The organism is Micromonospora sp. C28ISP2-4, assembly GCF_030519385.1.
Taxonomy (GTDB): Bacteria; Actinomycetota; Actinomycetes; order Mycobacteriales; family Micromonosporaceae; genus Micromonospora; species Micromonospora tulbaghiae.
This window is the reverse complement of record NZ_JAUMKG010000001.1, coordinates 1,437,170-1,457,199: the sequence shown is the minus strand read 5'-3', so window position 1 is coordinate 1,457,199 and position 20,030 is coordinate 1,437,170. Positions and strand designations below refer to the sequence as shown.

The following is a 20,030-nucleotide window of genomic DNA, read 5'->3' as shown; positions in this document are numbered from 1 at the left end:
CCGTCACTCCTCGGCGGGTAGCTCCGCGGCCGGGACGGTGAGGCGTACCGCGCCGTCGCTCACCGCGGCGATCCGGTCGGCCAGCACGTAGACCGCACCGGTGCGGACCAGTTCGGTGGAGACCTTGAGGTAGCCGTCGCGCAGCAGCCGGGCGGCCAGGTCGGCCGGTACGTCCGGCTCCTCGGCGGCGGCCGACTCGATCAGCTCGTCCAGGCTGCTGCCCGGGTCGACCGGGGCGGGCGCCTGCACGGTCACCGCGGCCGGGTCGCCGCGCTGTACGAGATCGACTGTGCCCACCTCGACGCCTGCGGAGTCGACCACCCGCATGCCGGTGGTGATCCGGGAGACGGTGTCCTGCTGCTGGCTCATGCAGCAGCGGTTCCCGGGGCGCGCGGGCACTAAACGGAGGGGGCCCAGCCGCCCGGCGGGCGGGGGGACAGCTCGCGCCAGGTGTCGGTGCCGTCCAGCAGCGCCCGGACCGTCTCCTCGGCCTCCTCGGCGCTGGCGTGCTCGTAGAACCGGGAAACCCCCTCGGCGCCGCCGGCCCGCTGCTCCACGTGCCAGCGGTCGCCGTCCACCCGGAGGAAGACGTCACGCCGGGCGAGCCGTCCCCATTTCCCGTTCCACCAGTGCCTACGCTGCTCCATGCCCGGACTCTATCGAACATGTGTTCGATACACGTCGGCCCCCGCGAGATCGTCGCGGGGGCCGATCGGCTATGGCGTTCAGCGCGGCGCGGGCGGCTCCTGCCGGCGGCCGAGCACGTCGTCCAGGGCGCTGCGCTGCCCGGGCGTGCCGTGGTTGCCGGCGAGCAGCGCGTCCCGGATCTCGGTGAGCAGCTTGACCTCCTCGCTCGGGGCCGACGGCGGCGGCTCCTCGCCGCGCTTGCGCCGCTCGGCGAGCTTGTTCATCGGGTAGACGACCAGGAAGTACAGCGCCGCCGCGGTGAGCACGAACGTGATCAGCGCGTTGACGAAGGCCACCCAGTCGAACGGGATGCCCCGGAACATCGGCGTGGAGCCGGTGAGCCCGTTCTTGCTGCCGGTGATCAGCGCGATGAACACGCGTACCAGCGGTTCCAGGAACGACTTGGTGAGCTGGGTCACCACGCCGGTGAACGCGGCGCCGATGACGACACCGACCGCCAGGTCGACGACGTTGCCGCGCATGATGAAGTCTTTGAAGCCCTTGAGCATCCGTACTCCCGTGCCCTGATGAGTCTGCGTCGGGGACAACCTATGCCCCGGCGGGCCCTTCGAGAAAAGCACCGGCCTCGATCGCCGCCCGCTGCGGGTCGCCGGCCCGGATCGCCTCGACCAGCCGGCCGTGGTCCACGTACCGCTCGGGGGTCAGCGTCTCGCCCATCGCCTGGGCCACGGTGCTGCGCAGCGCGGCGCCCACCGAGGCGTACAGCTCGGCCAGCATGGCGTTGTGCGCGGCCGCCACCACGACCGTGTGCAGCGCGGCGTCCGCCTCGACGAACTCGTCCACCCGGCCGCCGCGCCACGCGGCCTCGCGGGCCGCCAGCGCGCCGTCGAGCGCCGCCAGGTCCTCGGGGGTACGCCTCAGCGCGGCGAGCCGGGCGGCCTCCACCTCGAACGCGCGCCGGACCTCGATCACCTCGGTCATCCGGTCGTCGGTGAGCCGGCGGGCCACCACCGGCGCCAGCTCGTCGGTCGACACGACGTAGGTGCCGGAGCCCTGCCGGCACTCCAGCACCCCGGCGTGCACGAGCGCGCGGACCGCCTCGCGGACCGTGTTGCGCCCCACACCGAGCGCGGCGACCAGTTGCGGCTCGGTGGGGATGCGCCCGCCCACCGGCCACTCGCCGCCGAGGATCCGCTCCCGGAGCTGCTCGATCGTCTGGCGGACCCGGTGACCGCGCGGAGGCACGGCGACGGAATCCACGGCGGGTGTCACCGGTTACACCTCGTGCCGAAATTCATCCCATGATTGTAGGTTCGAGGTCATGACTCCGCCACCAGCGCCCGCCGCGACAGTGCCCGCCCCCGGCGTCACACCAGCGGCGGGCCCCACCCCGGCGGTCGGCCCGCTCCGGGGCGGTCTGCTCGTACTCGCCGGGATGCTGCTCGTCGCGCTGAACCTGCGCGCCGCGGTGACCAGCCTCGGCGCCCTGCTCGACGAGATCCGCGTCGGTCTGGGCCTGTCCGGGACGATGGCCGGCCTGGTCACCACGCTGCCCACCATCGCGTTCGCCGGGCTGGGCGCGCTCACCCCGTGGCTGGTCCGCCGCTGGGCCGCGCCCCGCGTGCTGGTGCTGGCCATGCTGGCGCTCACCGTCGGGCAGGTGCTGCGCGCGGTCACCGGCTCGGCGGCGGTCTTCGTGCTCACCAGCGCGCTCGCGCTCGCCGGCATCGCGGTGGCGAACATCCTGCTGCCCATGCTCGTCAAGCAGCACTTCCCGCACCGCACCGGACTGGTCACCGGGGCGTACACGATGGCCCTGACTGTGGGCACGACGGTGGCCGCGGCGGCCGCGGTGCCGGTGGCGCACGCGTTCGGCTCGTGGCGGGCCGGTCTCGGCATCTGGGCCGGGCTGGCCGCGCTGGCCGTACTCCCGTGGGTGCCGCTGGCGCTGCGGGCCCGCGCCGCGCGACGGGCCGCGCCCCCGGCGGTGGCGGTCGCCGCCCGGACCCGGGTGCAACCGGCCCGGACCCGGCTCGGCTGGGCCATGGCGGTCTACTTCGGGGCGCAGTCGCTCAGCGGGTACGCGATCATGGGCTGGCTGGCCCAGCTCTTCCGGGACGCCGGATACCGGCCGGAGGCGGCCGGGCTGCTGCTCGCCGGCGTGACCGCGCTGGGCGTGCCGGTGGCGCTGATGATGCCGACGCTCGCCGGCCGGCTGGCCACGCTCCGGCCGCTGGTGCTGTCGCTGACCGTGTTCTCCGCCGCCGCGTACGCCGGTCTGGCGCTGGCCCCGCGGGGCCTGGCGCCGCTGTGGGTGCTGCTGCTGGCGCTCGGCCAGGGCGCGTTCCCGCTCATCCTGACCACGATCGGCCTGCGCGCCCGGACCGCCGAGGGCACCGTGGCGCTGTCCGCGTTCGCGCAGAGCACCGGGTACGTGATCGCGGCACTCGGACCGCTGCTGGTGGGCATCCTCTACGAGGCGACCGGCGGCTGGACCGCCCCGATCGGTTTCCTGCTGATGGCGCTGGCCGTGCAGACGGCGGCGGGCATGGTGATCGCCCGTCCCCGTTACATCGAGGACGAGCGCTGAGCGGGACGGGTCAGGAGGAGGCCGGCGTGGGGTCGCCCGCGACGGCCTGCTCCACGGTCGGGTAGGTGTGCAGCACCTCGACCAGTCCGCTGACCTCCAGGATGCGCAGCACGCCGCGCTGCGGGGCGGCCAGCCGGACGACGCCGCCGACCTCGTCGCAGTTGTTCTTCGCCCGGACGAACACCGACAGACCGGTGGAGTCGCAGAACGACACCTCGGCCAGGTCGAAGACCAGGCGGTTGCGCCCCTTGTCCAGCAGATCCGTGATCTGGTCCTGCAGTTGCGGTGCCGTGGCCATGTCCAGCTCGCCCGCGACCGACACGACGACCACGTCGCCGCGTTGTTCCGTGTGCACCGTCAAGGACATACGTCGACCTCCTGTGTTCGGGGGAAACGGTATCCCACGACTGGCGCGCCGCGCAGAACGGGAGCGCACACGGGTGCGACCGATCATTCTTTGCTCCGCGACAAGTACCGCGTCAGCCTCCGGTGATAGAGTCCGCCCGTCCAAATCAGGGAGGTCAACCATGGCGTTGAGCGCCGACCAGGGTGATCGGCTCGCCCACATGCTCACTCAGCACGCGGACCGGTTGACCAATCGCTGGACCGAGGTCGTCGCCGCTTCGCTGCGCGGCCGCCTGAGCCGCGCCGAGCTGGCTCGCCAGGTGCAGGAGCTGCACCGCGCGCTGATCGACGCCGGCCGGCACGGCGTCTCCGACCTGGCCGGCGAGCACGGCGGTGAGCTGCGCGCGGTGCTGTCCGAGCTGTCCACGAACCGGGCCCGGCAGGGATTCTCCGCGACCGAGACCGCGATCAGCGTCTTCGCGTTGAAGGAGACCCTGCTGGAGCTGATGGAGGAGGAGAAGAGCGACAACACGCTGCGTGACTTCGTCGCCTACTCCGCGCTCATCGACCAGATGGGCCTGTTCACCTTCGAGACGTTCGTGCGCGCCCGGGAGAGCCTGATCGCCGACCAGGCGGAGCAGTTGCTGGAGCTGTCCACCCCGGTGGTCAAGCTCTGGGAGGGCGTGGTCGCCGTCCCGCTGGTCGGGACGCTGGACTCGGCCCGCGCCCAGGTGGTGATGGAGCGGCTGCTCCAGACACTCGTCGACACCGGCTCGCCGTACGCGATCATCGACATCACCGGCGTGCCGGCGGTCGACACGCAGGTCGCGCAGCACATCCTCAAGACCGTGGTGGCCGCCCGGCTGATGGGCGCCGACTGCATCATCTCCGGCATCCGCCCCCAGATCGCTCAGACGATCGTCGCCCTCGGCATCGAGTTCGGCGACATCGCCACCAAGGCGAGCCTCGCCGACGCGCTGCGCCACGTGCTGCGCCTGACCGGGGTCGAGACCACCGCTCGCCGCCCGCGGCGGGAGTCCTGATGGAACGCGTGCCGATCCTCAAGATCGGCGACATCCTGCTGGTCTCCATCCAGGTCGACATGTCCGACCAGACGGCCATCCAGTTGCAGGAGGACCTGGCCGAGCGGATCGTCGCCACCGGCTGCCACGGCGTGATCATCGACATCACGGCGCTGGACATCGTCGACTCCTTCGTCGGCCGGATGCTGTCCACCATCGCGTCCATCTCCAAGGTGCTGGACGCCGAGACGGTGGTGGTCGGCATGCGTCCGGCCGTCGCCATCACGCTCGTCGAGCTGGGGCTGTCGCTCAACGGCATCCGTACCGCGTTGAACGTCGAGCGCGGCATGGAGCTGATCGCGGCCAGCCGGGCCGACGACTGGGACGAGGCGGCCGACGACGAGGGCACCGAGACGACGGCGACGGCATGACCACGGGCGTCGACCTGGGTGTGCCGGCGACCCAGGCGATCCGCAGCGACGAGGACGTGGTGCGGGTCCGGCAGTTGGTGCGTACCACGGCCGTCGCGGCCCGGCTCTCCCTGGTCGACCAGACGAAGCTCGTCACCGCCGCCAGCGAGCTGGCCCGCAACACGCTGATCTACGGCGGCGGGGGCAGCGCCGAGGTGAGCACGGTGGAGGACGGCCGCCGGCGCGGCGTGCGGATCGTCTTCGCCGACGAGGGACCGGGCATCCCGGACCTCGACCTGGCGCTCACCGACGGCTACACCACCGGCGGCGGGCTGGGCCTGGGACTGAGCGGCGCCCGCCGGCTCGTGGACGACTTCGACATCCGCACGGCTGTCGGCGAGGGGACGAGGATCACCGTCACCAAGTGGTCGCGATGATCGCCGACGTGGTGCCCGACCACGGCGTGTGGTTCCGGGTCGACACCGGCGCGACCGCCGGCAGCGTACGCCGGGCGGCCGAACGTCTCGGCCGGCAGCTCGAACTGAGCGCGCCTCGCGTCGCGGACCTGGCCATCGTCACCGCCGAGATCACCAGCAACCTGGTCAAGCACGCCCGCGAGGGCACGCTCCTGATGCGTCCGGCGCGCCGGGGCGGGCAGGCCGGTGTGGAACTGGTGGCGATCGACTCCGGCCCCGGCATGGCCGACCTCACGCTCTCCTCCGTCGACGGCCACTCCACGGTCGGCACGCTGGGCATCGGTCTCGGCGCGATCGTCAGGCAGTCGAGCCGGTTCGACGGCTACTCGTCACCGGGCCGGGGCACGGTCCTGGTCGTCCAGGTCTGGGACGACGCACCGCCCGAGCCGGACTGGGCCGCCGGGCTGGCCCGGCCGATCACCGGCGAGCAGAGCAGCGGCGACGGCTACGCGGTCCGGCAGGTCGACGGTCGGCAACAGGTGCTGGTCTCCGACGGGCTGGGCCACGGGCCGCTCGCCGCCGCCGCGACCGGTGCCGCCGTGTCCGCGTTCCGCTCGGCACCGGACGGGCCGCCGGACGTCGTGGTGCGGCACCTGCACGCCGCCATCTCGCACACCCGGGGCGCCGCGCTCGCGGTGGCCGAACCGGACCCGGCCGCCGGCGTGCTCCGCTACGCCGGGCTGGGCAACATCGCCGCGATGATCGTCGCGTCGGGCGAGCGGCGGCGCGGGCTGGTCTCGCTGCCGGGCATCGCCGGGCACCAGCGCCCGACGATCCGCGGGTACGACTACCCCTTCTCGCGCGACGCCACCCTGGTCATGCACAGTGACGGGGTGGTGGATCGCTGGGACCTGGACGACTATCCCGGGCTGGTCGGGCGCAACCCGTTGCTGGCCGCCGCGACGCTGCTGCGTGACGCCGGCACCCGCCGCGACGACGCCTGCGTCCTGGTGGCCCGGGGGGCGGCATGACCGAACCCCTCCTGCACCTCGCGCTCCGGGTGGAGCAGGACATCTTCCTGGTCCGGCAGCGTGGCCGGGAGGTGGCCGCGGCGGTCGGGCTGGAACACCAGGACCAGGTACGGATCGCGACCGCGCTGAGCGAGGTGGCCCGGGAGCTGCTGCGCGGGGTCGACGGCGCGGACGTCACGTTCGCCGTCGACCGGGACGCCGTGGGCCGCCGGGTCCTCCAGGTGGACCTGTCGCCACTGCGTCCGCTGCCCGGCGGCCGGTACGAGCCGCAGTCCGGCGCCGTCGCGCGTCTGGTGGACACGTTGCGGGTGGTGGCCGTCGAGGGCGATAACGTCGTGAGGATGTCCAGACGGGTGCCCGACCACGCCGAGGAGCTGACGCCGGAACGCGCCGGCCGGCTCCGGGCCGAGCTGGCCGAGCGTGCTCCGGGCTCCGCGCTGGACGAGCTGGCGGCGCAGAACTCCCAGCTCATCGCCGCCCTCGACGAGGTACGCAGTCAGCGCGACGAGCTGGCGGTGCTCAACTCCGAACTGCAGGAGACCAACCAGGGCGTGATGGCGCTCTACAACCAGCTCACCGAGGAGCTGGAGGAGACCAACCGGGGTGTGGTGGCGCTCTACGCCGAGCTGGAGGAGAAGTCCGCGCAACTGCGGGCGGCGAGCGAGTCGAAGAGCCGGTTCCTGGCCAACGTCAGCCACGAGCTGCGCGCACCGGTCACCGCGATCATCGGCCTGGCCCGGCTGCTGGCCGACTCCGCCTCCGACCCGCTCACCGGCGAGCAGGCCCGCCAGGTGGGGCTGATCCGGTCCTCGGCGGGTGACCTGCTGGGGCTGGTGAACGAGCTGCTCGACCTGGCCAAGGCCGAGTCGGGCCGGATCGAGCCGGAGTGGTCCGAAGTCGACCTGCGCGCGGTGTTCGGGCAGTTGCGCGGCACGCTGCGGGCGCTCACCACGCACTCCGAGGTGGAGCTGGTGGTCGAGGAGCCGCCGGCCCCGGCGACGCTCCGCTCGGACGAGGTGCTGCTCGCCCAGGTGCTGCGCAACCTGCTGCACAACGGGCTGAAGTTCACCGAGCGCGGTGAGGTACGCCTGCGCGCCGAGCGCCGTGGCGACCAGTGGACGCTGTCGGTCACCGACACCGGCGTCGGCATCCCGCCCGAACTGCACGAGCGGGTCTTCGAGGAGTTCTACCAGGTGCCCGGCACGACCCGGGTCGGTGGCACCGGGCTCGGCCTGCCGTACGCGCGACGGCTGGTCGCGCTGCTCGGCGGGACGCTGGAGCTCACAAGCGAACCCGGCCGGGGCAGCACGTTCACAGTCGTCCTCCCCGCGGGCGGAGCGTGACGGTGGACAGCGGGCCGGTGACCGTGCTTGTGGTCGACGACAGCGGCCCCAAGCGATACCTGCTGGTCAACTGGCTGACCCGGGCCGGCTTCCTCACAGTCGAGGCCGAGAACGGCACGGCGGCGCTGGACCGGGTGGCCCGGGAGCACGTCGACCTCGTGGTGCTCGACGTGCGGCTGCCCGACATGAGCGGCTTCGAGGTGTGCGAGCGGATCAAGGAGGATTACCCGTACATCCCGGTCATCCACGTCTCCGCGCACGCGGTCGACGTGGTCGACCGGGCGCAGGGCCTCACCCGGGGCGCGGACGCCTACCTGGCCGAGCCGATCGAGCCGGAGGAACTGGTCGCCACCGCCCACGCGGTGCTGCGCTACTACCAGGCCCGGCTGCGGGCCGAGCAGCTCGCCGAGCGGCTCGCCGCGCTCGCCGACGCCACGGTGGAGATGCACGCGACGCCGAACTTCGTCCGGCTGCTGGAGGCTGCCGCGAGCGGCGCGGCGCGGATCTTCAAGGCCCCGGCGGCGGTGGTCGCCGAGACGTTCGACGGGGACTGCCTGGCCGGGGTGGCGGCCGACCCGCACACGCCGGCCCGGATCGTGCCGTGGGTGGTGGACGACACCGGAGTACCGATCGGCACCCGGGTACGGGTCGACGAGCCGGCCAACTGGGCGGTGACGGGCTGGCCGGACGGTGACACCGTGACGGTCGCCGCGTCCCGGCTGCGCGAGGACCGGGCCCCGCTCTACGTGGTGGTGCCGACCGCCACCCAGACCGTACGCACGCCGGTGCTGGTTCAGCTCGCCCAAGCGGTCGCCTCGGCGGTGGAGGCGCAGCGGTCCTTCGACGAGGAGCACCGGATCGCGGTGACGTTGCAGCGCAGCCTGCTGCCGCAGCGGCTGCCCGACGTGAACGGCCTCGATCTGGCCGTCCGGTACGAGCCGGCGAGCGCGCAGACCGAGGTGGGTGGCGACTTCTACGAGCTGGTGATGCTCGACGGTCACCTGCTGGTGGCGATCGGTGACGTGGCCGGGCACTCGCTGCACGCCGCCACGGTGATGGCCGAGCTGCGGCACGCGGTGCGGGCGTACGCGGTCGAGGGGCACCAGCCGGGCGTGATCCTGGACCGGGTCAACGAGCTGATGCGCACCCTGCTGCCGAACGAGCTGGCCACCATCTGCGTACTGCTGCTCCACCCGCCGAGCGGGCTGGTCCGGATGGCCAGCGCCGGGCACCTGCCGGCGTTGCTGAGCCGCGACGGGCGGGTCGAGTTCGTCACGCAGTCCGCGCCGCTGCTCGGCGTGCGCGCGCCGCGCCCGCCGGACCTGGAGTTCGTGCTGCCCGCCGGGGCCACGCTCGTGCTCTACACCGACGGGCTGATCGAGCGGCGGGACGCCACGATCGACGACGGCATGGCGGCGCTCGGTGTGGCCGCCACCCGGGTCGACGACGACCTGGACGATTTCTGCCGGCGGCTGCTCGTCGAGCTGGCGCCGCCGGAGATCCACGACGACGTGGCGGTGGTAGCGGTCCGCCGCCGCTGAGCGACCAGCGCGGTCACCGCGGCCGGCCGGTGCCGGAACCGGACCCTGCCGCTTCGTGTCCCGTTTCCTCGCGACAGTCCTCATAGGCTGGCCCGATGACTACGAAGACCAGTGAACTGCTCGCCGTCGCGGCGCCGCGTACGGCCGCTGTGGTGCGCGGCATCTCCGACGACCAGCTCGTCCTGCCCACCCCCTGTCCCGACTACACCGTGCGCGACCTGCTGGGCCACCTGTTCGACGTGGTGGTCAACTTCCAGGCGCTGGCCCGCCGGGAGGAGGTCGACTGGTCCGGCAAGACCGACCACCTGACCGACGGCTGGCGGGACCGGTTCGCGACCGAGGCGGCCCGGCTGACCGAGGCGTGGTCCGACCCGTCCACGCAGGAGGGTGTCTCGCCGGGCATGGGACTGCCGCAGGAGACGGTCGGTCTGATGGCCCTGATCGACCTCACCATCCACGGATGGGATCTGGCGCGGGCCACCGGCCAGGATCTGACCGTGGACCGCGCGGTGGTGGCCGCAGGGCACGAGTTCATGGACCGGATGGGCGACACGGGGCAGAAGATGGGCGCGTTCGGCCCGCCGGTGCCCACCGACGCGGCACCGGACAGCATGGACGCGCTGCTGGGCCGGGCCGGGCGCGACCCGGCCTGGACCCGCTGAGTCCGGACGGCCCGCGTGGTACGCCGCGCGGGCCGTTCTTGACACCGCTATTCACTCAGCGAATAGTAGGGCCGTGTCCACTTCGCACGTCCTGCTCGGGCTGCTCGCCGCCGGCCCACGCCACGGCTACGAGCTGAAGCGCGCGCACGACGAGCGGCTGCCCCGCGCCCGTCCGCTCGCCTTCGGGCAGGTCTACGCGACGCTGGCCCGCCTGTGCCGCGACGGCCTCGTGACGGCGGCCGGCCAGACCCGCGAGGGCGGCCCCGACCGCACCTCGTACGCGCTCACCGACGACGGGCGGGCGGCGCTGGACCACTGGCTCGCCACCGTCGAGCCGCCGATGCCGTACGTGGCCAGCACGCTCTTCGCCAAGGTGGTGGTCGCGCTCCTGGTGGCCGACGTCGACCAGGCCCGCGCCTACCTGATCGCGCAGCGGCAGGCGCACACGCAACGGCTGCGCGAACTGACCGCGCTGAAGACGGCCCTCGGCGCCCGCCTCGACGAGGTGGTCGCCGCCGACTTCGCCATCGCCCACCTCGACGCCGATCTCCGGTGGCTGCACACCACCCTGGACCGGGTCGCCGACTGGCACCGGGAGGTGCGTTCGTGACGTTCCTGCAAGCGCGCGGAGTCGTCCGCGCATACGGTCACACACCCGCGCTGCTCGGTGTGACGCTCGACGTCGCCGAAGGCGAGATCGTCGCGGTCACCGGCCCGAGCGGCTGTGGCAAGTCCACCCTGCTGCACTGCCTCGCCGGCATCCTGCGTCCCGACGCGGGTCAGGTGACCTGGCGCGGGGAACGGATCGACACGTGGTCGGAGGCGGCCCGCTCCCGGCTGCGCCGTACCGAATTCGGGGTGTTGTTCCAGTTCGGCCAGCTCGTCGCCGAGCTGACCGCCGCGGAGAACGTCGCCCTTCCGCTGTTGCTCGCCGGCACGGGGCGGCGAGCGGCACGGACGGCGGCGCTGGCCTGGCTGGACCGGCTCGGAGTGGCCGACGTCGCCGACGCCCGGCCCGGTGAGATGTCCGGCGGGCAGCAGCAACGGTGCGCGATGTCCCGGGCGCTCGTCACCGAACCACGGGTGATCTTCGCCGACGAACCCACCGGCGCGCTCGACACGCTGGCCGGCGAGCAGGTGCTCACCCAACTGGTCCGGCTGGCCCGCGAGCAGCGCACCACAGTCGTGCTGGTGACGCACGAGCCGCGCATCGCCGCGTACGCGGATCGGGAGGTGACCCTGCGCGACGGCATGGTCGACCACACCGGGCTCGGGCTCGACCCGGCGCTGCCGGGCGGGTCACGGTGAGGCCGGGGACGCTGCTGCGTCTCGTGCTGGCCGGCACCCGCACCGACGTCGCACGTGTGGTGCTCACGGCGGTGAGCGCCGCGCTCGCGACGCTGGCCGGGCTGGCCGCGCTGACAGTGCTGGCGGTGGTCGAGCCGGCCGGCGATGCCTGGACGCAGTCCGAGCAGTACACAAACGCCCTGCTCCGGGAACCCGGCCTGCGTCCCGGCGTCGCGCTCGCGTTGCTGCTGCTCTGCGTGCCGGTGCTGGGACTGGCCGGGCAGTGCGCCCGCCTCGGCGCGCCGGGCCGGGACCGCCGGCTGGCCGCGTTCCGGCTGGCCGGCGCCACCCCTGGGCAGGTCACCCGGGTCGCGGTCGCCGAGACCGGCGTGGCGAGCCTGATCGGCACCCTGGTCGGCCTGGCCGTCTTCCTGGCCGGACGCCGGCTGCTGCACCGGCCCGACGCGGACGGGCGGCTGCCGCTGCCCACCGACGTGCGTCCGGCGCCGGTCGCCGTGGCCGCCGTGGTGCTCGGCCTGCCGCTGGTGGCCGCGCTGATCAGCGCGCTGCTGCTGCGGCGGGTCACCACCACCCCGTTCGGCGTGGTGCGCAGGGTCCGCACCCGGGCGCCCTGGCCGTGGCCGGGCGTGCTCATCCTCGCCGCACTGGCGATGTTCGCCGCGATCCGCCCGCTCCTGCTCTGGTACGAACGGCGTGGCGCCGTGGCCCCCGACTGGCTGGTGCCGACGTTGCTCGTCGTCGGCGGGCTGACCGCGATGATCGGCGTCGTCTCGGGCACCGGCTGGATCTCGTACCACACCGGACGGCTGCTGCACCGCCACGGACGCGGCCCGGCCGCCCTGCTCGCCGCCCGCCGGCTGGTCGCCGACCCGTGGGCCGGCAGCCGCACCTTCGCCGCGTTGCTGGCCGCGCTGATCTTCGGCGCCGGCGCCGCCGCTATGCGTGCCGACTTCCAGGCCCAGGCCGAGGTGACCCGCCGCACCGGCTCCGGAATGGCCGACCCGGGCTTCTACCTCGGCGCGATGGACCTGGTCGACCTCGCGGTAGTGGTGGCGATGGCGATCGCCGGCGGTGGGCTGCTCGTGGCTGTGGTCGAGGGGATCACCAGCCGGCGACGGGCGTACGCGGCGCAGGTGGCGACCGGCGTGCCACGCGCCACCATCGGCCGGTCGCTGCTGTGGGCCGCGCTCGCCCCCGCCGTACCCGCGATCGGGCTCGCGCTGACGGTCGGCTATCTGCTGGTCCGGGGCGTCATGCCGGCACCGAGCAACGGTGGCTTCGAGCGGACGATCTGCGACGCCGGTACGGAACTGTGCGGCGATCCGGCCACCGCGGCGCGGTACACCCGTACCGAGTGGGTGCCGAAGACGACGGTCCCGCCGGACGTACCGTGGGATCAGCTGGCCTGGCTCGCGGCGGGCGGGCTGGCGGCGGTGCTGTGCACGGTCGTGGCCGGCCTGCTGTTCCTGCGCGCCGCGACCTCGGTGGAGGAACTGCGCAGCACCTGACCGGTCAGCGGCCGAGCAGTCCGGCGGAGCCGGCGACGGCCAGCCCGATCACCGTCGAACAGCAGCAGACCACGACCGCGGCGGCGACCACCACGAGGATCAGCCAGGTCGGTCCCCGTCGCGCCGCCGACGGCTCCTCCGCACTCATGCGGGCAGTCTAGGTTGGTGCGATGGAGCTGATCTCGATCGCCGACGTCCGGGCCGCCGCCGAGGACGTGGCGGGCACTGTGCTGCGGACTCCGCTGGTGCCCGCGCTCTGGGACGATCAGCTGTGGCTCAAGCCGGAGAACCTGCAACCGGTCGGGTCGTTCAAGCTGCGCGGGGCCACCCACGCGGTGGCCCGGCTCGACCCGGCCGCCCGGGCCCGAGGGGTGGTCACCCACTCGTCCGGCAACCACGGACAGGCCCTGGCATACGCGGCCCGCGCCCTCGGCGCGCCCTGCACGGTGGTGGTCCCCGAGGGCGCGCCGGAGATCAAGGTGACCCGGATGCGGGCGCTCGGCGCCGACGTGCGACTGGTGCCGCCGGCCCGCCGGTTCGCCGAGGCGGAACGGATCGTGGCAGAGACCGGCGCGGCGTTGGTGCCGCCGTTCGACCATCCGGCGGTCATCGCCGGGCAGGGCACCATTGGGCTGGAGATCGTCGCCGACCTGCCGGACGTCGACGTGGTGCTGGTGCCGGTCGGCGGCGGCGGGCTCGGTTCGGGCGTGGCCACGGCGGTCAAGGCGCTGCGTCCGTCGGTCGCCGTGATCGGCGTGGAGCCGGCGTTGGCCGCCGACGCACAGGAGTCGCTCGCCGTGGGCGAGGTGGTGGTCTGGGACGTGGAACGCACCTACCGGACCTGTGCCGACGGGCTGCGTACGAACCTGTCCGCGTTGACGCTCGCCCACTTGCGCGAGCTGCTCGACGGCATCGTCACGGTCACCGAGGACGAGATCGTGGCGGCCACCGGCCGGCTGCTCCGGGACGCGCGGCTGGTGGCCGAGCCGAGCGGCGCGGTCGCCCTGGCCGCCCGGCTGTTCCACAGTGGCGAGCTGCCGGGGGGCCGTACCGTCGCGGTCGTGACCGGCGGCAACGCCGACCCGCACGTGCTGTCCGCCGCGCTCACCCGGATGTAAGGAAGGGCCCCTTGTTAACAGACGTCTGTTAATAAGGGGCCCTTCCTTACACCTCAGGCCCGGTCGACGCGGTCGAGGATCCAGGCGTTGACGAACGCCTCCTCGCGCCAGGAGTCGTATCGGCCGCTCGGGCCGCCGTGGCCCGCGCCCATCTCGGTCTTGAGCAGGTAGTCGCCGGCCGGCGCGAGCGACCGCAGCCGGGCGATCCACTTGGCCGGCTCGTGGTAGAGCACGCGCGTGTCGTTGAGGCTGGTCACCGCCAGGATCGCCGGGTAGTCGGCGGCGGTGACGTTCTCGTACGGCGTGTACGACTTCATGTACGCGTAGACCTCGGGGTCGTCGAGCGGGTTGCCCCACTCCTCCCACTCGGTGACAGTCAGCGGCAGCGACGGGTCGAGGATCGAGGTGAGCGCGTCCACGAACGGCACCTGCGCGACGATCCCGGTGAACGCGTCCGGGGCGAGGTTCGCCACCGCGCCCATCAGCAGGCCACCGGCCGACGCGCCCCGGGCGACCAGCCGGTCGCTCGCCGTCCAGCCCGCCTTGACCAGGTGCCGGGCGCACGCCACGAAGTCGGTGAACGTGTTCTTCTTGGCCAGCAGCTTGCCCTCGTCGTACCAGCGCCGGCCCAGCTCGCCGCCGCCCCGGATGTGCGCCACCGCGAAGATCACGCCGCGGTCGAGCAGGCTCAGCCGGGCGATCGAGAACCACGGGTCCATGCTGGCCTCGTACGAGCCGTAGCCGTAGATGACGGCGGGCGCCGAACCGTCGCGCGGGGTGTCGCGGCGGCAGACGAGCGAGATCGGCACGCGGGTGCCGTCGTCGGCGAGCGCCCAGTCGCGGTGCTGCTCGTAGTCGGCCGGGTCGTACGGCCGCCCGTCCGGCCCGGGGAGGACCGGCTTCTGCCGGCGCAGCGTCAACTCCCGGGTGACCAGGTCGTAGTCGTAGACCGAGTCGGGAGTGACGAGCGAGGTGTAGCGCAACCGGACCTCGTTCGTGCGGTACTCCGGGTTCGCGTCCAGCCCGACGCTGTAGATCGGCTCGGGGAAGTCGATGTCCCAGCTGTCGTCGCTGCCCACCGGCAGCACCCGCAGGCCGGTCAGGCCGTTGGCGCGCAGCGACACCACGAGGTGGTGCTCGAACGCGTCGACCGCCTCCAGCCGGGTGCCAGGGGTGTGCGGGATCAGCGGCTCCCACTCGCCCGGCGCGTCCGCCGAGGTGTACGCCAGCGCGAAGTCCTCCGCGCCGTCGTTGTGCAGGATCAGGAAGCGGTGGCCGTGGTGCTCCACCGCGTACTCGATGCCCTGACGCCGCGGGGCCACGACGGCGGGCTCGCCGGTCGGGTTGGACGCCGGGATCACCCACACCTCGCTGGTGATCTTGCTGTGGACGTCGATGAGCACGAAACGCTCGGAGCGGGTCAGCTCGACGCCGACCCAGAACCGCTCGTCGTCCTCCTGGTACACCACCACGTCCTCGGTGGACGCCGTGCCGACTGTGTGCCGCCAGACCCGGTTCGGCCGCCACGCCTCGTCCACTGTCACGTAGAACAGCGTGGACGCGTCGCTGGACCAGGCCGTGCCGTAGAACGTGTCCGGCACCTCGTCCGGCAGCGACTCGCCGGTGGTCAGATCCTTGATCCGCAGCGTGAACCGCTCGTCGCCGGAGAAGTCGGTGGAGTAGGCCAGCCAGCGGCCGTCCGGGCTGACGTCGAACGCGCCCAGGGAGAAGAAGTCGTGCCCCTCGGCGAGCTGGTTGCCGTCGAGCAGCACCTCCTCGCCGTCGAGCGGGGCGCCGTCCGCGCTGACCGGGGGCTCCGTCTCGCCCGGCCGGACCGCGCGCCGGCAGTGCACGCCGTACTGCTGGCCCTCGACCGTGCGGGTGTAGTACCAGTAGCCGTCCTTGCGGGTCGGCACCGACAGGTCGGTCTCCTGGGTGCGCCGGCGCGTCTCCTCGAACAGCTCCGCGCGCAGTTCGGCCAGGTGGGCGGTGCGCGCCTCGGTGTACGCGTTCTCGGCGTCCAGGTAGGCGATCGTGTCCGGGTCGTCCTTGGCGGCGAGCCAGGCGTACTCGTCGAGGACTGTGTCACCGTGATGGACGCGCTCGGTCGGGACGCGCTTGGCGACGGGCGGTGGGGTTTCGGTCACGGCGCCACGTTACCGGTCGCCGGGCCGCCGCCGGGCTCGCCCGCCGACCGAATCCCGCGACTCGCCGCCAGGTCTTTCGAACATGTGTACGATAACCGCCATGGCGGATGCGGCACGTTCCACCGACCGACTCGAAGCCCTCGACATCACCCGGAAGCTGGCCGCGATCTGCGGTGACCCGTTCGCCCGCTTCGCCGGCCCGGCCGACGAGGTGGCCGGCCGTACCGCCCGGTGGGTGGCCGTGCCGGGCGGCCCGCACGCCGCGGCGGAGGTGTTGCGGCTGGCCGCCGCGCACGACCTGACGGTGGTGCCCCGCGGCGCCGGCACGAAGATCGATTGGGGTGCCGCCCCGGCGCAGGTGGACATCATGCTCGACACCGGCCGCCTCGCCGGGGTCTGGCACGAGCCGCGTGACGCGGCGGTGGCCGAGATCGGCGCCGGTACGCCGTTGCGCGCCGTTCAGGCCACGCTCGCGCGCACCAACCGCCGGCTGCCGGTCGACGCGCCCTCGCCGGGCGCGACGCTCGGCGGGGTGCTCGCCGCCGACGAGTCCGGTCCGCTGCGTCACCGGCACGGCAGCCCGTGCGCCCAGCTCGTCGGGGTGCGCTACCTCGACGCCGACGGCGAGTTGGTCAGCGTCGGCAAGTCCGGCACGGAGGCGCTCGGCCGGGCCACCCCGGGCAGCGGCGGTGGTCGTGCGAGTGAACGCGGTCCGGCGGGCGACGGCGGTGGCGCGGGCCGGGGTGCCGGTGGTGTGTTCGGCGACGGTCCGGGTGGTGGGGATGCGATCCTCGGGCGGGGCGAGGTGCCCGGGCTCGACGTGGCCCGGCTGCTCTGCGGCTCCCAGGGCGGGCTCGGCGTGCTGGTCTCGGCCACCATGCGGGTGCACGCCGTGCCGGCCGGCCGGCTCTGGGTGTCCCGTCCGGTCTGGACGCCGCTGGAGGTGCACGACCTGGTCCGGGCCGTACTGGCCGCGGGCGTCGATCCGGCCGCCGTCGAACTGGACCTGCCGGTGCCGGTGCCGCTGCCCCGGCGTCGCATCCCGCCGACGCACCCGTCGGTGATCAATCGTCCCGGCCATCCGGCGGTGACCGGGCGACCCGCGGCGGGCAGCCTGGTGGTGCTGCTGGAGGGTGGCCCGGCCGACGTCACCGAGCGGGCCGAACGGCTGACCGCCGTCCTCGGCACCGAGGCGATGGTCAGCCACCACGCGCCGGAATGGTGGGGGCGTTACCCCTTCGCGCCCGGCGACACCGCGCTGCGTATCGAGGTGCCGATCAACGACCTGCACGCGGCCGTCTACGCGTTGCGCGACGCCACCGGCGGCCCGGTGCCGGTACGCGGCTCGGCCGGCTCGGGCACCGTCCACGCCGCCCTGCCCGGCGCGCTGCCGCCCGAGCGGGTCGCCTCGATCCTCACCGCCGTCCGCAGTGTGCTGATCGCCCGGCGGGGCCGGTGCGTCGTGGTGGCCGCGCCCGCGGCGGTACGCCGTGCCGTGGACCTCTGGGGCGAGCTGCCCGCGTTGCCGCGCCTGCGCAGCGCCAAGGCCCACCTGGACCCGCACCACCGCCTGGCCCCCGGCCGCCTCCCCGGAGGCCTCTGACCAGCCCTGGACTTCCCCAGGCACCAGCGCGACGACGCGCACCCGAGCGCCCGTGGCGTGCCGGAGTGGGTTGACCATGAAGTTGACGGGGAGGAAACGGGCGAATTGAGCGGCCAAGTTCATGATCGACGGGGCATTCGCCCGGGGCGCGGGGGCGGGACCGGGCGGGGGCTACGGGGTGTCGTTTCGGAGGACCAGGATGGCGATGTCGTCGCGTGGGGGCTCGACGGAGAAGGCGATGGTGGCGGCACGCAACCGGGCGGCCACCACGTCGGCCGAGTACCCGGCCAGCGGCGCCGCCGACTCGCGCAGCCGGTCCGTACCGAACAGCTCCCGTCCGCGCCGCCGCTCGGTGACCCCGTCCGTGTAGAAGATCAGCGCGTCGCCGGGCTTGAGCGACAGCTCGGCGGTCGGTGTGGTGATCGTGTCGAGCAGGCCCAGCGCCGTACCGCCGGCGCCGACGAACGTCGCCCCTCCACCGCCGTGCAGCAGGACCGGGCGGTCGTGGCCGGCCAGGTGCAGCGAGACGTCGAGCTGGTCGCCGTCGCCGGGGGAGACGGCCGCCAGCGCGAGCGTGCAGTAGCGTCCGCCGCCGCGCTCGACGAGCGTCTCGTTGAGGCGACCGAGCACCTCGGGCAGCGGTTTGCCGTCGCCGACGAGCACCCGGATCACGTCCCGGACCAGCCCGGTCACGGCGGCGGCCTGCACGCCCTTGCCCGACACGTCGCCGACCACCACGAGCCAGCGGCCGTCCGGCAGCGGGAGCACGTCGTAGAAGTCGCCGCCGACCTCCGCGTCGTCACCGGTCGGGACGTACTCGGCGGCGAAGCCGATGCCCTCGACCACCGGGAGCACCGGCGGCAGCAGCGACTGCTGGAGCGTCTGGGCCACCCGGCGGCGCTCGGCGTGGATGCGGGCGTTATCGATGGCGAGGGCGGCGCGGCGGGCCACGTCCTCCAGCACCGACACCTCGTCCGGGTCGTGCCGTTGCCGCTGGTGCCGGCCCACGGCGAGGGTGCCGAGCCGCTGACCACGGGCGATCAGCGGTACGGCGAAGCCCTCCATCGGCCCGCCCAGCGGCACCTGGGCGGCGTTGCGGGACGCCTCGCGCAGCCGGGACTGGATCGAGTCCGGGCCGGTCTCCTGAAGGATCCGGTGCAGATGCGGGAGCATGGCCTCGTCGGCGTGGCTGGATGCGGCGAGGCGCAGCCGGCCCCACTCGTCGGTGGTGTGCACGGCGCACCACTGGCCGAGCCGGGGCACCACGAGCTGCGGGATGAGCGCCATGGTCAGCTCGACGTCGAGCGACTGGGCGAGCAGTTCACTGGCCTCGGCCAGGAACGTCAGCCAGGTGGACCGGCGTACGTCGGCGCGGCGTAGCCGGTCGTTCTCCAGGTGCAGCGACAGCCGTTCGGCGGCCAGTACGGCCAGCGGCCGGGCGTACGCCGAGGGCGCCGCGTCCAGCTCCAGCTCACCGGCGTACGGGCGGTGCACCGCCAGCGGTACGCGCAGCAGCTCGTTGTCCTCGCGCGGCGGCCGGCCGTACCGGGCGAAGACCTGGGTGCCGAGGCCGTCGCCCCGGTCCAGCCGGACCGTGCCACCGGCGGCGCCCACCATCTCCGCGACCCGGGTCAGCAGCCCGGTGGCGAACTCGGTCAGCGGCTCGTCGGCGTACGTGTCGGGCGTGAGCTGCATCAGGTCGCTCATGGCCGCGGCGCTCGGCGTACCGTCGCCGGTTCGGTCCGGTTCGGCGACCCGCAGTGGGCCGGCCGACGGCCGGGCGGACCCGCCGGGGCCGGGCCGGTCCAGGCGGAACCAGACGCCCTTGCCGGTGGGCAGGTACGTGGTGCCCCACCGGCTGGAGAAGTGGTCGACGAGCAGCAGCCCGCGCCCTCTGGCGGCCACCTCGGTGATGTCGGACGTGGTGTTGCGCACACCCACGGTCAGCTCGTCGACCGGGCCGGAGGCGAAGTCGGTGACGGTCACGGTGAGGCCGTTGCGGTCGGTCTCGACCTCGATGTCCAGTTCGGTGCGGGCGTGTTCGACGGCGTTCGTGGTCAGCTCGGTGGTGAGCAGCAGCGCCTCGTTCAGCAGTTCGGGCAGCCGCGCTTCGAGCAGCATGGTGCGGACCAGCGCGCGGGCCGCCGCCGGGGTGCGGCGGTCGGCGGGGAGGCGGACCCGGCGGACGCGCTCGTCCGCGCCGCCGCCGGCCGGTCCTGCCTCCGCTGACACCTTCGTATCCTCCACCGCGTCCACCCCGGGTGCCAAGCGTCCCGGCGAACCCACCACCCGGGTTGATCCCGCACGTGACGCGCGATCACACGCGGTGACCTCGACG

The 20,030-nt window shown here is 73.6% G+C and carries 21 protein-coding genes; 13 read left to right on the top strand and 8 right to left on the bottom strand.

Going from position 1 to position 20,030, the window contains the following annotated elements:
* Nucleotides 1-3: 3 nt before the first annotated feature.
* The 4 genes from Q3W68_RS07000 to Q3W68_RS06985 form a co-directional block, all read right to left on the bottom strand.
* Nucleotides 4-369 (bottom strand): hypothetical protein, encoded by a 366-nt coding sequence (locus Q3W68_RS07000; RefSeq protein ID WP_302904640.1) that lies wholly within the window; start codon nt 367-369, stop codon nt 4-6.
* Nucleotides 370-398: 29 nt separating this feature from the next.
* Nucleotides 399-647, bottom strand: a complete 249-nt coding sequence (locus Q3W68_RS06995) for a hypothetical protein (protein ID WP_302904639.1) — start codon at nt 645-647, stop codon at nt 399-401.
* 78 nt (nt 648-725) lie between these two features.
* Nucleotides 726-1,196: a large conductance mechanosensitive channel protein MscL gene (gene mscL / locus Q3W68_RS06990; protein ID WP_302904638.1), complete on the bottom strand. Its 471-nt coding sequence runs from the start codon at nt 1,194-1,196 to the stop codon at nt 726-728.
* A 40-nt stretch (nt 1,197-1,236) separates the two neighbouring features.
* Nucleotides 1,237-1,920, bottom strand: a complete 684-nt coding sequence (locus Q3W68_RS06985) for a FadR/GntR family transcriptional regulator (RefSeq protein ID WP_302904637.1) — start codon at nt 1,918-1,920, stop codon at nt 1,237-1,239.
* 49 nt (nt 1,921-1,969) lie between these two features.
* Between Q3W68_RS06985 and Q3W68_RS06980 the strand changes: the two genes are divergently transcribed.
* Nucleotides 1,970-3,238, top strand: a complete 1,269-nt coding sequence (locus Q3W68_RS06980) for an MFS transporter (protein ID WP_302904636.1) — start codon at nt 1,970-1,972, stop codon at nt 3,236-3,238.
* Between the two features lie 10 nt (nt 3,239-3,248).
* Here Q3W68_RS06980 and Q3W68_RS06975 read toward each other — a convergent pair whose 3' ends face one another.
* Nucleotides 3,249-3,605, bottom strand: a complete 357-nt coding sequence (locus Q3W68_RS06975; protein ID WP_302904635.1) for an STAS domain-containing protein — start codon at nt 3,603-3,605, stop codon at nt 3,249-3,251.
* A 160-nt stretch (nt 3,606-3,765) separates the two neighbouring features.
* Here Q3W68_RS06975 and Q3W68_RS06970 point away from each other — a divergent pair, with 160 nt between their 5' ends.
* The 10 genes from Q3W68_RS06970 to Q3W68_RS06925 all read left to right on the top strand — a co-directional run bounded on the left by Q3W68_RS06970 (nt 3,766) and on the right by Q3W68_RS06925 (nt 12,824).
* Nucleotides 3,766-4,626 carry an STAS domain-containing protein gene (locus tag Q3W68_RS06970; protein WP_302904634.1) on the top strand — a complete coding sequence of 287 codons (861 nt, stop codon included), beginning with the start codon at nt 3,766-3,768 and terminating at the stop codon, nt 4,624-4,626.
* Nucleotides 4,626-5,036: an STAS domain-containing protein gene (locus tag Q3W68_RS06965; RefSeq protein ID WP_151499819.1), complete on the top strand. Its 411-nt coding sequence runs from the start codon at nt 4,626-4,628 to the stop codon at nt 5,034-5,036. The genes Q3W68_RS06970 and Q3W68_RS06965 overlap by 1 nt, the downstream gene beginning before the upstream one ends.
* Nucleotides 5,033-5,452 (top strand): ATP-binding protein, encoded by a 420-nt coding sequence (locus Q3W68_RS06960; protein ID WP_120572138.1) that lies wholly within the window; start codon nt 5,033-5,035, stop codon nt 5,450-5,452. Before Q3W68_RS06965 ends, Q3W68_RS06960 begins: the two co-directional genes overlap by 4 nt.
* The gene (locus Q3W68_RS06955) at nt 5,449-6,462 is read left to right on the top strand and encodes a SpoIIE family protein phosphatase (RefSeq protein ID WP_302904975.1); all 1,014 of its coding nucleotides are present in this window, start codon (nt 5,449-5,451) and stop codon (nt 6,460-6,462) included. The genes Q3W68_RS06960 and Q3W68_RS06955 overlap by 4 nt, the downstream gene beginning before the upstream one ends.
* The gene (locus Q3W68_RS06950; RefSeq protein ID WP_302904633.1) at nt 6,459-7,805 is read left to right on the top strand and encodes a sensor histidine kinase; all 1,347 of its coding nucleotides are present in this window, start codon (nt 6,459-6,461) and stop codon (nt 7,803-7,805) included. Before Q3W68_RS06955 ends, Q3W68_RS06950 begins: the two co-directional genes overlap by 4 nt.
* Before the next feature lie 2 nt (nt 7,806-7,807).
* Nucleotides 7,808-9,346 carry a SpoIIE family protein phosphatase gene (locus Q3W68_RS06945; protein ID WP_302904632.1) on the top strand — a complete coding sequence of 513 codons (1,539 nt, stop codon included), beginning with the start codon at nt 7,808-7,810 and terminating at the stop codon, nt 9,344-9,346.
* Nucleotides 9,347-9,441: 95 nt separating this feature from the next.
* On the top strand, nt 9,442-10,008 hold the full coding sequence (locus Q3W68_RS06940) for a TIGR03086 family metal-binding protein (RefSeq protein WP_302904631.1): 567 nt from the start codon (nt 9,442-9,444) through the stop codon (nt 10,006-10,008).
* Between the two features lie 73 nt (nt 10,009-10,081).
* Nucleotides 10,082-10,618, top strand: a complete 537-nt coding sequence (locus Q3W68_RS06935) for a PadR family transcriptional regulator (protein WP_302904630.1) — start codon at nt 10,082-10,084, stop codon at nt 10,616-10,618.
* Complete coding sequence (locus Q3W68_RS06930) at nt 10,615-11,316, top strand: ABC transporter ATP-binding protein (protein ID WP_302904629.1); 702 nt, start codon at nt 10,615-10,617, stop codon at nt 11,314-11,316. Before Q3W68_RS06935 ends, Q3W68_RS06930 begins: the two co-directional genes overlap by 4 nt.
* Nucleotides 11,313-12,824: an FtsX-like permease family protein gene (locus Q3W68_RS06925; protein WP_302904628.1), complete on the top strand. Its 1,512-nt coding sequence runs from the start codon at nt 11,313-11,315 to the stop codon at nt 12,822-12,824. Before Q3W68_RS06930 ends, Q3W68_RS06925 begins: the two co-directional genes overlap by 4 nt.
* A 4-nt stretch (nt 12,825-12,828) precedes the next feature.
* On the opposite strand, the gene Q3W68_RS06920 is transcribed toward Q3W68_RS06925, so the two are convergent.
* Nucleotides 12,829-12,972: a hypothetical protein gene (locus tag Q3W68_RS06920; RefSeq protein WP_302904627.1), complete on the bottom strand. Its 144-nt coding sequence runs from the start codon at nt 12,970-12,972 to the stop codon at nt 12,829-12,831.
* Nucleotides 12,973-12,994: 22 nt separating this feature from the next.
* Here Q3W68_RS06920 and Q3W68_RS06915 point away from each other — a divergent pair, with 22 nt between their 5' ends.
* Entirely contained in the window at nt 12,995-13,942 is a 948-nt protein-coding gene (locus Q3W68_RS06915; protein WP_302904626.1) for a threonine/serine dehydratase, read from the top strand.
* A 53-nt stretch (nt 13,943-13,995) separates the two neighbouring features.
* On the opposite strand, the gene Q3W68_RS06910 is transcribed toward Q3W68_RS06915, so the two are convergent.
* Nucleotides 13,996-16,089: a S9 family peptidase gene (locus Q3W68_RS06910; protein WP_302904625.1), complete on the bottom strand. Its 2,094-nt coding sequence runs from the start codon at nt 16,087-16,089 to the stop codon at nt 13,996-13,998.
* 100 nt (nt 16,090-16,189) lie between these two features.
* Between Q3W68_RS06910 and Q3W68_RS06905 the strand changes: the two genes are divergently transcribed.
* The gene (locus Q3W68_RS06905) at nt 16,190-17,692 is read left to right on the top strand and encodes an FAD-binding oxidoreductase (RefSeq protein ID WP_302904624.1); all 1,503 of its coding nucleotides are present in this window, start codon (nt 16,190-16,192) and stop codon (nt 17,690-17,692) included.
* A gap of 171 nt (nt 17,693-17,863) precedes the next feature.
* Here Q3W68_RS06905 and Q3W68_RS06900 read toward each other — a convergent pair whose 3' ends face one another.
* Nucleotides 17,864-19,924, bottom strand: coding sequence for a SpoIIE family protein phosphatase (locus tag Q3W68_RS06900; protein ID WP_302904623.1), 2,061 nt, complete (start codon nt 19,922-19,924; stop codon nt 17,864-17,866).
* Nucleotides 19,925-20,030 lie beyond the last annotated feature (106 nt).